Raw genomic sequence first — 12,124 nt, 5'->3', positions numbered from 1 at the left:
GACCGAGTTGGGTACCCCCACCCGCCGCGCAGTAATGTGGCCGCCTCGGGGGAGGGACCGCACCGCATTTCGCACGGGGGCATTGCACGGAGGGGCTGGAAGATCGTGAAGCTGCGCGACCTGGTGTACAGGCTCTACGCACGCCGGGTGGAAGGCCGCCTCGACCATGACGAGGCACCCAAGCACATCGGCGTCATCCTGGACGGGAACCGGCGCTGGGCGAAGGCGTCCGGAGGCACGACGGAGCAGGGCCACCAGGCGGGGGCCGACAAGATCTCCGAGATGCTGGGGTGGTGCACCGAGACCGACGTCGAGGTCGTCACCCTGTGGATGCTCTCCACGGACAACCTGGACCGGCCCGAGGTCGAGCTCCGCCCGCTGCTCAACATCATCGAGAACACCGTGCGCGGCCTCGCCGCGGACGGCCGCTGGCGCGTCCACCACGTGGGCAACCTCGACATCCTCCCCACCCGGACGCAGACCGTCCTGAAGGAGGCCGAGCAGGCCACGCACGACGTCGACGGCATACTCGTCAACGTCGCCGTGGGCTACGGCGGCCGCCAGGAGATCGCCGACGCGGTCCGCTCGCTGCTCCTGGAGCACGCGCAGAAGGGCACCTCCTTCGAGGAGCTCGCCGAGATCCTGGACATCGACCACATCGCCGAGCACCTCTACACGCGCGGCCAGCCCGACCCGGACCTGGTCATCCGCACCAGCGGCGAGCAGCGGCTGTCGGGCTTCATGCTCTGGCAGAGCGCGCACTCCGAGTACTACTTCTGCGAGGTCTTCTGGCCGGCCTTCCGCAAGGTCGACTTCCTGCGGGCCCTGCGCGACTACGCGGCCCGCCACCGGCGCTACGGAAGCTGAGCCCGCGGCTCCCCGTCCGGTCTCCTCGTCCGGTCTCCGGTCTGTTCTCCCGGTCCGTTCTCCTCGGCCGGAAATCCCCCACCCTGCTGCCACCCGGGGCGCCTGACGGCGCCTCGGCACCGGCATGCCCCCCTTCCGCTCCCCTCACCCCCGGAACCCTTCACCAGGGATTCACCGAGCGTCCGTCATATGCCATGGCATGGCCTGGCCTGATCGGGGAATATCCCTTTCAGGTCGATGCCCGATCCACGGGTGTCGAGTCTCAGCGGACGGCATGGGGTCGTCCGCCCGGGAGGCCCTTTGCACCAGGACGCACGTGCGGTTCGCACGGACGGAGTGGAGGGCCGGAAATCGGCCCTGGCATGGGTGCCGATGACCGGTCCGGTCTTCATGGCCCGACCTCTTCCGAGGGGGTACGTCCTTCCGTGGTGACCAGCACAAAGCGCCGCCTGCCCGACAGGCGGACCTATGTCCTCGACACCAGCGTCCTGCTGGCAGACCCCAACGCGATCTCCCGCTTCGACGAGCACGAGGTCGTGCTCCCGATCGTGGTGATCACCGAGCTGGAGGCAAAGAGGCACCATCCCGAACTCGGCTACTTCGCGCGCCAGGCCCTGCGCCTGCTCGACGACTTCCGGGTTCGCAACGGTCGCCTCGACGCTCCCATCCCACTGGGCGATCTGGGCGGCACCCTGCGCGTCGAGCTCAACCACTCCGACCCGAGCGTCCTGCCCGCCGGTTTCCGGTTGGGGGACAACGACTCGCGCATCCTGGCGGTCGCCCGCAACCTCCAGGCCGAGGGCTACGACGTCACGGTGGTCTCGAAGGATCTCCCACTGCGCATCAAGGCCTCCTCGGTGGGGCTGATCGCCGAGGAGTACCGCGCCGAGCTCGCGATCACCGATGCCGGCTGGACCGGGATGAGCGAGCTCTCCCTCTCCGGAGAACAGGTCGACCTCCTCTACTCGGAGGACCGGCTCTACGTTCCGGAGGCCGCGGAACTGCCCGTGCACACCGGACTGGTCCTGCAGTCCGAGCGCGGCAAGGCACTCGGCCGGGTCACGGCCGACGGCAACGTGAAGCTCGTCCGGGGCGACCGCGAGGCCTTCGGGCTGCACGGCCGCAGCGCCGAGCAGCGCATCGCGCTGGACCTCCTGCTCGACCCGGAGATCGGCATCATCTCGATGGGCGGCCGGGCCGGCACCGGAAAGTCGGCGCTCGCGCTGTGCGCGGGCCTGGAGGCGGTGCTGGAGCGGAGGCAGCATCAGAAGGTGATGGTCTTCCGGCCGCTGTACGCGGTGGGCGGCCAGGACCTCGGGTACCTGCCCGGGGACGCCTCCGAGAAGATGAGCCCCTGGGCCCAGGCGGTCTTCGACACCCTCTCGGCGGTGGCCGGGCGCGAGGTCATCGAGGAGGTGCTGAACCGCGGGATGCTGGAGGTCCTGCCGCTCACGCACATCCGCGGCCGCTCGCTGCACGACGCCTTCGTGATCGTGGACGAGGCGCAGTCGCTGGAACGGAACGTCCTGCTGACCGTTCTGTCCCGAATCGGTGCGAATTCGCGGGTGGTTCTCACCCACGACGTGGCCCAGCGGGACAACCTCAGGGTCGGCCGGTACGACGGAGTCGTCGCCGTGGTCGAGAAGTTGAAGGGACATCCGCTCTTCGCCCACGTCACGCTCAACCGCTCCGAGCGCTCTCCGATCGCCGCCCTTGTCACGGAGATGCTCGAATCGCTGTAAGCAGCACGCAGGGGTAAAACGCCCATAGTGGAAGGAAGTTGGCGCCGCCCGGCAAAGGCCCGAGAGCCTAGCCGGGCGGCGTCGTGCTGCACAGGTCTTTGTCGGAATCAGCGGCGACATGCCAGGTGTGACCTTTCCCACGCAACGGAGAATTGCCTTGCGGCGTCGAGGTCCGGCAGAGTCTGGTTTCCGTCAGGCCCCGCATACGGCACATCTGTATCTCCGGTATCCCGTGAGGTACGCGCAGCACCACAACTCCACAGTCGATCGCCGTATGCCGCCCGGAGTTTCAAGCGGCAGCCCCCGCGAGGGAGCTGCCCACGGGCCCGCGCCTCCAGTGACCGAAGCACCACGGAGGCCAGAGTCGAGGGCAACTTTGCGCCCGCTCGGTCACTGCGGACGCTGCTGGAAGGACACCGTGTGAGCCGGATCTCGGTCCGGGGGTTCGCAGTGGCTTCGGCCACCGCGGTCACCACCGTCGGCGCAGTTGTGGGCGTTGCCACCGGCGACCCCACGAACGATCTCGAGACGACCGCGTCCGGCGCGACTCTCCTTGCCGACATCCCGGTCGGCGACCAGGCGTCGGTCCAGAGCGGGTCCCTGACCCAGCAGGCCGACACCATCGCCCACGCTGCCGACGCCGACGCCAAGCGCTCGGCCGAGGAGAACGCCCGCATCCAGGCCGCCGAGGACGCCAAGTCCAAGAAGGCCGCGGCGGAGAAGGCCAAGGCCGAAGCCGACGCCAAGGCGAAGGCGGACCGCGAGGCGAAGGAAGCGGCCAGCCGCTCCGCCACCCGCAGCGCCGGCGACTTCGCCGTGCAGGCCTCCTACACGGTCGCCCAGGTCAAGGCCATCGCCCAGCAGATGGTCCCGGCCGACCAGTTCTCGTGCTTCTCGAAGATCATCAACCAGGAATCCACCTGGAACTACCTGGCCGTGAACAAGTCCTCGGGCGCGTACGGTCTGGTCCAGGCGCTCCCGGGCACGAAGATGGCCTCGGCCGGTGCCGACTGGCGCACCAACCCCGCGACGCAGATCAAGTGGGGCCTGAACTACATGGAAGACCGCTACGGCAGCCCCTGCGCCGCCTGGAACTTCCACCAGGCCAACGGCTGGTACTAGGCACCACCCCCGCCGTACCGCGCGCTCGACTTCGAAGAGCCTCGCACCGTTCTACGGTGCGGGGCTCCTCGCGTGTACGGTCGGTCGAGGCGTGACCAGTGGGTGGGGGGGAAGGGACGGACATGGCGAAGAGGGCAGGCTGGCTCGGCCGGCTCGGGAGCAGGCTGAACCGGATGGAGGCGCGGCTCGACGAGCGGCGCGCCGAGGTCGAGGCCGAGGCGAGAGGCGAACTGCCGGGTCCCGTCATGGCTCCGCCCATGCCCACGACTCCGCCCGTGCCCCCGCGGCCGCCGCGGCCCCCGGCCGCCGTCGCCCTCCCCGAGCGCCCCGATCCGGCGACCGTGGTCCCGTGGGGCATGCGCGTGGCCGCCGAGGTCAGCTGGCGGCTGCTGCTCCTCGCAGGGATGCTCTGGGTGCTGATGAAGGTGATCAGCGAAGTCCGCCTGGTCGTCCTCGCCTTCGCCGCCGCCATGCTCGTCACCGCGCTGCTCCAGCCCTTCGTGGTCCGGCTGCGCCGCCTCGGCATGCCGCGCGGACTCGCCACCGCCGTCACCGCCATCCTCGGCTTCGTGGTCATCGGGCTCGTCGGCTGGTTCGTGGTCTGGCAGGTCATGGAGAACCTCGACGACCTCTCCAACCGGCTCCGCGAGGGCATCAACGAACTCAAGTCCTGGGCACTGGACAGTCCGTTCCACGTGACCGAGAAGCAGATCAACGACATCGCGAAGAACCTCAGCGAGACGATCGGCACCAACACCGAGCAGATCACCTCCGCCGGCCTGCAAGGCGTGACGGTGCTCGTCGAGGTCCTGACCGGCATGCTGCTCGCGATGTTCTCGACGCTCTTCCTGCTCCACGACGGCAAGAAGATCTGGACCTGGGCGCTCGGCCTGGTCCCGGCCGCCGCCCGGCCCGGTGTCGCGGGCGCCGGTCCGCGCGCCTGGCGCACGCTGACCGCGTACGTCCGGGGCACCGTGCTCGTCGCGCTCATCGACGCCGTCTTCATCGGCCTCGGGCTCTACTTCCTCGACGTGACGATGGCCGTGCCGCTCGCCGTCTTCATCTTCCTGTTCGCCTTCATCCCGCTCGTCGGCGCCGTGATCTCGGGCGCCCTCGCGGTGGTCGTGGCGCTGGTGACCCAGGGGCCGGTCATCGCCCTGGCCGTCCTGGGCGTGGTGCTCGCGGTGCAGCAGATCGAGGGGCACGTGCTCCAGCCCTTCATCCTGGGCCGGGCGGTACGGGTCCACCCGCTCGCCGTGGTGCTGTCGGTGGCCGCCGGCGGGATGATCGCGGGCATCGGCGGAGCCGTGGTCGCCGTACCGCTGGTCGCCGTCACCAACACGGCGGTGGGCTACCTGCGGGCGTACTCGCGCGAGCAGCTGCACCCGACCGCCACCCCGGTCGGCCCGGCGCCGCACGGCTCCACGGCAGTCAGCCGGATGGAGGGGGAGGCGTGATAGGCGAGCCCGAGCTCGACGGCGAGTGGCGGACCGACGGCCAACCGGCCGAGGAGGCGGCGGCGCCCGAGCCCTCGCGGGGCCGGCCGCGGCCCTGGCTGTGGGCGCTGGGCGGGGCCGTGGTGGCCTCGGCGGTGTGGGCCGGGGTGCTGGCCGCGCAGGATCGATTCACCGATGCGCCGAGGATCTCGTACCGGCACTCCGAGGACCTGTGCAAGGACGCGCCGCTCGCCACGCTCGGCTCCCTGGCCGGGGGATTCATGGACGGTCGGCAGCGGCATCACGAGGGTCCCGCGCTGGACTGGTCCTCGTGCGCCTACAGCTCGCCGCGGGTGCCGGAGCGGGCCTCGTACTACGGCGAGGTGCAGGTCGAACTGCACAAGAAGACCGATCCCGGGCCGGAGTTCGGCACCACGCTCCTGCTCGACCCGTACGTGGACCTGATGCCCGTGGACCCGGAGGAGGTCCCCGGGCTCGGGGAACGGGCGCTGGTCGGCGGCCAGGTGAGGTCGCCGCGGCTCCTGGTGCTCGACGGCGGGGCGGTCTTCGTGCTCACCGCTCAGTGGTGGGGCGAGGACGGGGACGCCGAGATCGACGGGGACGCGCTCCGGGCGGCGATGATCGAGGACGCGCGCGTGCTGATGGAGACGCTGAAGAAGAAGTGAACGCGCAGGGCCCCCGCCGCCGGTGACGGCTGCGGGGGCCCTGGTGGTCCTCGTACGGGCGACTCGGGTGACTACTCGGCGGCCAGGGCCGCTTCCGCGTCGAGGGTGACGGCGACGGCCTGGATCACCGAGGCGATCTTGAAGGCCTCCTGGACCGTCTCGCGGTCGAGGCCGTGCTTGCGCAGGACCTGCTCGTGCGAGTCCAGGCACTGGCCGCAGCCGTTGATCGCGGAGACGGCGAGCGACCACAGCTCGAAGTCGACCTTCTCCACGCCCGGGTTGCCGATGACGTTCATCCGCAGACCCGCCCGCAGCTTGTTGTACTCCGGGTCGGAGAGCAGGTGGCGGGTGCGGTAGAAGACGTTGTTCATCGCCATGACCGCTGCGGCGGACTTGGCGGCGGTGTACGCCTCCGGCGACAGGACCGCCTTCGCCTCCGGCTCCAGCTCACGCAGGACGCGCGGGGAGCGGGCGGCGATCGCGCAGGACAGCACGGTGCCCCACAGCTGCTGCTGCGTGAGGGTGTCCTGGTTGCCAATGACCGAACCGAGGTTCAGCTTCAGGTCCTTGGCGAAGTCCGGTATGGCGGACTTGAGGGAGTCGAGGGACATCCGTCACTCACCGGCCAGCAGGGCGCCGGCGTCGAGGGTGCTCTCGCCCTTGTTCCAGTTGCAGGGGCACAGCTCGTCGGTCTGCAGGGCGTCCAGGACCCGCAGGACCTCCTTGGGGTTACGGCCCACGGAACCGGCGGTCACCATCGAGAACTGGATCTCGTTGTTCGGGTCCACGATGAAGACGGCGCGCATCGGCAGGCCGTCCTCGCCGAGGATGCCGAGGTCGGCGGAGAGCTCGCGCTTGATGTCGGACATCATCGGGAAGGGCAGGTCACGCAGGTCGGCGTGGTCCTTGCGCCAGGCGTGGTGCACGTACTCGGAGTCCAGCGAGAAGCCGAGGACCTGCGCGTCGCGGTCGGCGAACTCCTCGTTCAGCTTGCCGAAGGCGGCGATCTCGGTCGGGCAGACGAAGGTGAAGTCGAGCGGCCAGGCGAAGACGACCTTCCACTTGCCCTCGTACGTCTTGTGGTCGATCTGCCCGAACTCGCTGCCGGCTTCAAGCGAGACGCAGGCGGTCAGGTCGAAGGTGGGGAACTGGTCGCCGACAGTGAGCACACGCTCTCCTTACGGAATGGAAAGTGCCCCTTTTGGGGGATTTCCGAGGGGGTTGGACGGATCTCATATGCTGACACACCTGCATTGATTACAGAAATAGCTACGCTTGCGAAAGGTGATCGGAGGTGCCTATCAGTGGCTGTGGGTAATAGGGGAACGAAGCAGGCGAAGCAGCCGACGCTCGCGCAGCTGCGCGCCTTCGCGGCGGTCGCCGAGCACCTGCACTTCCGGGACGCCGCCGCGGCGATCGGCATGAGCCAGCCGGCGCTCTCCGGGGCCGTCTCCGCGCTGGAGGAGGCCCTCGGCGTGCAGCTGCTGGAGCGGACCACCCGCAAGGTGCTGCTGTCCCCGGCGGGGGAGCGGATCGCGGCGCGGGCGGCGGTGGTCCTCGACGCCATGGCCGGGCTGCTGGAGGAGGCGGAGTCCGTGCGCGCGCCGTTCACCGGGGCGCTGCGGCTCGGGGTGATCCCCACGGTGGCGCCGTACCTGCTGCCGACCGTGCTCGGGCTCTTCCACCGTCGCTACCCGGGGATGGAGCTCCAAGTGCACGAGGAGCAGACCTCCTCGCTGCTGGAGGGGCTGGCCGGCGGGCGGCTCGACCTGCTCCTGCTGGCGGTGCCGCTGGGGGTTCCCGGGGTCACGGAACTTCCGCTCTTCGACGAGGAGTTCGTCCTGCTGGCGCCCCGCGACCACGAGCTGGCGGGGCGTCGGGACATCCCGCTGGAGGAACTGCGCGGCCTGCAGCTGCTGTTGCTGGACGAGGGACACTGCCTGCGCGACCAGGCCCTCGACATCTGCCGCGAGGCCGGGCGGACCTCGGGCGCGGACGTCACCACGACCGCCGCCGGGCTGTCCACCCTCGTACAACTGGTCGCAGGGGGACTCGGGGTGACGCTGCTGCCGCGGACCGCGCTGCGGCTGGAGACCGCCCGCAACGAATACCTGGCCACCGGGTACTTCGCGGAACCGGCGCCGTCGCGGCGGATCGCCCTCGCCATGCGGACGGGGACGGCCCGGCAGGAGGAGTTCCGGGCCGTCGCCGCCGCGCTGCGCGAAGCCGTACGCCCCCTCCCGGTGTGGCTCACGGACTGAGCGAGGGGTGCGGCGCCGCGGCGGAGGCTCCGCCCCCGAGTCCCCGCGCCTCAATCGCCGGCGGGGCTGGATTTCGGCTGCTGCCGCCTGCCCTGTGCGGCTCAAAGACCGGAGGGGCTGGATTGCCCGCAGGGCAATTCCAGCCCCTCCGGCGTTTGAGGAGTGGGGGTCCCCCCGGACGGAGTCTGGGGGAGGGTCTGGGGCGGAGCCCCAGGTCCCGGCGGAGCCGGGCTACTCCGTCCGCAGGCCGTCCGGGCGCATCAGGCGCAGCAGCGCCGGCAGGCTGAGGAGGGTCACCAGGGCGACCACCCCCGCGCCGACCCCGGTCATCGCCGCGACCGAGGGCCAGTCGACCCGGATCGGCCGGCCGGTCATCCGCATCAGCACGGCCCCCAGCCCCACGCCCACCACCGCGGCCAGGCCCAGGCCCAGCCCGATCGGCAGGGCCGTCTGCCACAGCACGGACAGGCTCAGCGTGGAGCGCTTGGTACCGAAGGCGACCAGGGCCGAGAGCAGCCTCTTGCGCTCTCGCAGCTGCTGCAGCTGCGAGACCAGCAGGCTGGCGCCGATCAGGATCAGCACGGCGGTCGCGCCGAAGAACAGCCCGGTGCGGATCGTCGAGTAACCGGCCTTCTCCTCGGTGTACTTCAGCGTCAGCGTGCGGCTGAGCTGATCGGCCTTGAAGGCGGTCGCGCGGACGTTGTCCAGGGCGTCCGGCACGGACTCGTCGACCTGCACGAACACCTGTGCGTTCTCGGCCGCGCCCACGCCCCGGGGGGTCAGCGAGGTGGTCACCAGAACCCCGTCGCGGACCTCGCCGGTCGGATCCTCCCGGCTGGCGACCGTACGGGCCCCTGCGGGGAAGGTCCATTCGACGGGCTTGGCGTCCTTCTCGGCGAGGAAGAGCGGGTTGATGCCGAGCTTCTCCCCCGGCTCCGGCGGGGAACCGTAGACGCCGGACCCCTCGGAGGTGGAACCGGTGAGCACGAAGGCGTCGCCGTCCCTGCACGAGTCCAGTACGGCGACCTCGCGCAGCGCCTCGCAGGTGCCGATGGTGATCCGCGTGCGCCGATCCCCGTCGAGGCCTTCACGGTGCCCGTAGACGGAGGTCAGCGGTACCGCTGCGACGACGCCCTCGGTGGCGGCGACCTTCGCCGGGAGGCTGCCCATGTCGCCGCCGCCCGGGGGCAGGCTGATGGTGAGCGCAGCCCGACCCGGGTCCTGGCCGGTGTCCGAGATGTATTCGTCCTGGACGCCCGCGAAGAGCATCTGCAGGGCGATGGCCCCGGCGACGGCGACGGCGACGCCGTTGGCCAGCCGGGCGGCGCCACCGCCGGTCAGCTGCAGGCGGCGGACGGCCAGCTGCCAGGACACGGGGCCGCCGGAGAGCCGGGACACGATCCGCTCCAGCAGCCACGGCAGCAGCGCGGTGACGGCGACCAGGAGCAGGACGACGCCCGCGCCGACCTGCCAGAGGTTGAACTCCCCGCCCAGGCCGCGGCGGCCCATCAGCGGGGCGAGCAGGCCCAGTCCGCCCAGTGGCAGCAGCAGCCGCCACCAGACGCGGCGCCTGCGAGGGGTGGCCGTACGGACGACGCCCAGCGGCTCGATGGCCACGCCGCGCAGCGCGAACAGGGTCACGGCGACCGCCGCGACGGGCACCACGAGCGCGACCAGCGCGGCCAGTCCCATCGACGGATCCAGGTCGGCGGGGAAGACGCTGCGCTGGCGGAGGGTGAAGCTGCCCGCGAGCTCACGGCCGACGGCGAAGAAGCCGGCGCCGAGGACCAGGCCGACCAGGGACCCGGCGAGGGCCTCTCCGGCGGCGATCCGGCGGACCATCCGGATGTCGGCGCCGACCAGCCGCAGGGCCGCGAGCCGCTGGTCGCGGCGTTCACCGCCGAAGCGCACGGCGGCGGCGATGAACACGACGACCGGCAGCAGCAGCGCGACGAAGGCCAGCACCACCAGCAGCATGAGGACCGGGTCGAGCTGATCGCGTTCCTTGGCGTCGGCGAAGCCGGTGATCCGCCGGACGTGGTACTGCTCGGGCCCGGTCTTCTCCAGGCGGTCGCTGCCCGCGTAGAAGAGGAGCTCACCGGGGCCCATCAGGCCCGCGTCACCGATGACCTCGGAGATCCGCCCGTCGAGGCGTTCGCGCAGCAGCCTGCCCTCCGAGGAGTTCAGGAGCTGTTCCAGGGCGGGGGAGACGGCCATCTCGCCCGGGCCGGGAATCTTCTCGAGGCCCGGCGGAACGGGAGCGTCCGGGCCCTCGGCCCGGAGCAGGGAACCCTCGATCTCCGTGTCGCGGTACGTCTGGTCGGCGCGCGCGACCAACAAGGTGTCGGGGCCCGGCTGCTCGGCCGTCCGGGAGGTCAACGTGGAGCGGGCGTCGTTGCGTTCGTAGCGGGCGGTGAGCGCGCTCGGCAGGGCCGTGGTGATCAGCAGCAGGGCGACGCCCAGGCCGACGCCCACTCCGGTGAAGAGGGTCCGGGTCCAGCCCTCGCGGCCGCCGCCGAAGGCGAAGCGGACACCCATCCCGAGGTCGCGGACCCATGCCCGCAGCGCGCTCATATGACCCGCTCCATGTCACGCGACCTGCCGTCGCGTACGACGATCTCCCGGTCGGAGTACGCGGCCACGCGGGTCTCGTGGGTGACGAGGACGACGGCGGCGTTCGCGGATCGGGCGGCCTCGGTCAGCAGCTGCATCACGAGCTCGCCGTTGAGGGAGTTGAGGGCGCCGGTGGGTTCGTCGGCGAAGACCACCCGGGGGCCCGTGACCAGGGCGCGGGCGACGGCCACGCGCTGTCCCTGACCGCCGGACACCTCGCCGGGGCGCTTGGGGCCGGTGTCCTCGACCTGGAGCCGCTCCATCCACTCCAGGGCGACGGCCTCGGCGTCCTTCCGCCGCATCCCGGACAGGCGGAGTGGGAGGGCCACGTTCTCCACGCAGGTCAACTCCGGTACGAGCTGCCCGAACTGGAACACGAAGCCGAACTCGGAGCGGCGCAGGGCGCTGCGCTCGGCGTCGTTCATGGTGGTGAGCTCGCGGCCGGCGTACGTGATGGAGCCGGAGTCGGGCGGGACGATGCCGGCGAGGCAGTGCAGCAGGGTCGACTTGCCGGAGCCGGAGGGCCCCATGACGGCGACGACCTCGCCCGCGTGGATGGAGAACTCCGCGCCGTCGAGGGCCTTGGTGGTCCCGTACGCCTTGTGGAGGTCCGTGGCGGCGAGCAGTGATCCGGCCGGGGTCATCGGCGCACCTCCTGGGCCAACTGATCGAGGCGGGCCGCGGTGAGCTCCAGCCAGCGCAGGTCTGCCTCCAGGTGGAACAGGGCGTGGTCGCAGACGAGTTGGTCCGCCATGTCGCCCTTGCGCTTGCGTGCGGTGAGGATGCGCATGAGTCGGAGGTGCTCGGCGCGCTGGGTGTCGAGGAGCTCGCCCGCGCTGCGGTGGGTGAGCAGCGCGAGGACGACCTTGGTGTAGAGCACCGAGTGCAGGTACGGCTCGGGCTTCTCGGGCTGCGAGAGCCAGAACTCGACGTCGGTGATGCCGGCGTCGGTGATGGCGTACCGCTTGCGCTCGGGACCACCGCCGCTCTCGACACCGTCGACCTCGACGAGGCCGTTCTTGAGGAGGCGGGACATGGTCGAGTAGACCTGCCCGTAGGCGAGCGGGCGGTCGTGCCCGAATGTTTCGTCGAAGGCCCGCTTGAGGTCGTAGCCGTGGCGCGGGCCGGCCTCGAGGAGGCCGAGGAGCGTGTGACCAATGGACATGCCGGTGACTGTACACCGGGTGTATACCTCGTGTGTATAGCTGCCGTGGGTGCGGCCGGCTGAGCGCCGCTGCCGGGGCTCCGCCCCGTACCCCGCGCCTCAAACGCCGGCGGGGCTGGATTTTGGCTGATGCCGCCCGCCAGCCGCGGCTGGGTTGCCGCTCAGCGGCAATTCCAGCCTCGCCGGCGTTTGAGGCGCGGGTCCGGGCGGAGTCCGGGGAACGGTGGAAGGG

11 protein-coding genes are annotated in these 12,124 nt (G+C 70.9%); 6 read left to right on the top strand and 5 right to left on the bottom strand.

Annotation, left to right across the window (positions count from 1 at the left end; genetic code table 11):
- The first annotated feature begins 105 nt into the window (after positions 1-105).
- The 5 genes from OG625_RS13740 (at position 106) to OG625_RS13720 (ending at position 5,853) form a co-directional block, all read left to right on the top strand.
- Positions 106-867 (top strand): isoprenyl transferase, encoded by a 762-nt coding sequence (locus OG625_RS13740; protein ID WP_329379866.1) that lies wholly within the window; start codon positions 106-108, stop codon positions 865-867.
- Between the two features lie 425 nt (positions 868-1,292).
- On the top strand, positions 1,293-2,609 hold the full coding sequence (locus OG625_RS13735) for a PhoH family protein (protein ID WP_329379863.1): 1,317 nt from the start codon (positions 1,293-1,295) through the stop codon (positions 2,607-2,609).
- Positions 2,610-3,029: 420 nt separating this feature from the next.
- Positions 3,030-3,731: a transglycosylase SLT domain-containing protein gene (locus OG625_RS13730; RefSeq protein WP_329379860.1), complete on the top strand. Its 702-nt coding sequence runs from the start codon at positions 3,030-3,032 to the stop codon at positions 3,729-3,731.
- Between the two features lie 122 nt (positions 3,732-3,853).
- Positions 3,854-5,188 (top strand): AI-2E family transporter, encoded by a 1,335-nt coding sequence (locus OG625_RS13725; protein WP_329379858.1) that lies wholly within the window; start codon positions 3,854-3,856, stop codon positions 5,186-5,188.
- Positions 5,185-5,853, top strand: coding sequence for a hypothetical protein (locus tag OG625_RS13720; protein WP_329379855.1), 669 nt, complete (start codon positions 5,185-5,187; stop codon positions 5,851-5,853). The genes OG625_RS13725 and OG625_RS13720 overlap by 4 nt, the downstream gene beginning before the upstream one ends.
- 71 nt (positions 5,854-5,924) lie before the next feature.
- Here the strand turns inward: OG625_RS13720 and OG625_RS13715 are convergent, their stop codons facing one another.
- Positions 5,925-6,464: an alkyl hydroperoxide reductase gene (locus OG625_RS13715; RefSeq protein ID WP_329379852.1), complete on the bottom strand. Its 540-nt coding sequence runs from the start codon at positions 6,462-6,464 to the stop codon at positions 5,925-5,927.
- A 3-nt stretch (positions 6,465-6,467) separates the two neighbouring features.
- Positions 6,468-7,022 (bottom strand): peroxiredoxin, encoded by a 555-nt coding sequence (locus tag OG625_RS13710; protein WP_329379850.1) that lies wholly within the window; start codon positions 7,020-7,022, stop codon positions 6,468-6,470.
- A gap of 135 nt (positions 7,023-7,157) precedes the next feature.
- Here OG625_RS13710 and OG625_RS13705 point away from each other — a divergent pair, with 135 nt between their 5' ends.
- On the top strand, positions 7,158-8,114 hold the full coding sequence (locus tag OG625_RS13705; RefSeq protein ID WP_329379847.1) for a hydrogen peroxide-inducible genes activator: 957 nt from the start codon (positions 7,158-7,160) through the stop codon (positions 8,112-8,114).
- 231 nt (positions 8,115-8,345) lie between these two features.
- Here OG625_RS13705 and OG625_RS13700 read toward each other — a convergent pair whose 3' ends face one another.
- Genes OG625_RS13700 through OG625_RS13690 form a run of 3 tightly spaced genes read right to left on the bottom strand, consistent with a single transcriptional unit; the run spans position 8,346 to position 11,892 of the window.
- Positions 8,346-10,688 carry an ABC transporter permease gene (locus tag OG625_RS13700; protein WP_329379844.1) on the bottom strand — a complete coding sequence of 781 codons (2,343 nt, stop codon included), beginning with the start codon at positions 10,686-10,688 and terminating at the stop codon, positions 8,346-8,348.
- On the bottom strand, positions 10,685-11,371 hold the full coding sequence (locus tag OG625_RS13695) for an ABC transporter ATP-binding protein (RefSeq protein ID WP_329379841.1): 687 nt from the start codon (positions 11,369-11,371) through the stop codon (positions 10,685-10,687). The genes OG625_RS13700 and OG625_RS13695 overlap by 4 nt, the downstream gene beginning before the upstream one ends.
- A complete protein-coding gene (locus tag OG625_RS13690) occupies positions 11,368-11,892 on the bottom strand; it encodes a PadR family transcriptional regulator (RefSeq protein WP_329379838.1) in 525 nt (174 codons plus the stop codon). Before OG625_RS13690 ends, OG625_RS13695 begins: the two co-directional genes overlap by 4 nt.
- Between the last annotated feature and the right edge of the window lie 232 nt (positions 11,893-12,124).

The organism is Streptomyces sp. NBC_01351 (assembly GCF_036237315.1).
Taxonomy (GTDB): Bacteria; Actinomycetota; Actinomycetes; order Streptomycetales; family Streptomycetaceae; genus Streptomyces.
This window is presented reverse-complemented; position numbering and strand designations above follow the sequence as displayed.

Excerpts from the sequence above, each read along its gene's own strand:
- OG625_RS13725 (WP_329379858.1), top strand. The coding sequence starts at position 3,854 with ATGGCGAAGAGGGCAGGCTGGCTCGGCCGGCTCGGGAGCAGGCTGAAC.
- OG625_RS13715 (WP_329379852.1), bottom strand. The coding sequence starts at position 6,464 with ATGTCCCTCGACTCCCTCAAGTCCGCCATACCGGACTTCGCCAAGGAC.
- OG625_RS13700 (WP_329379844.1), bottom strand. The coding sequence starts at position 10,688 with ATGAGCGCGCTGCGGGCATGGGTCCGCGACCTCGGGATGGGTGTCCGC.
- OG625_RS13695 (WP_329379841.1), bottom strand. The coding sequence starts at position 11,371 with ATGACCCCGGCCGGATCACTGCTCGCCGCCACGGACCTCCACAAGGCG.
- OG625_RS13690 (WP_329379838.1), bottom strand. The coding sequence starts at position 11,892 with ATGTCCATTGGTCACACGCTCCTCGGCCTCCTCGAGGCCGGCCCGCGC.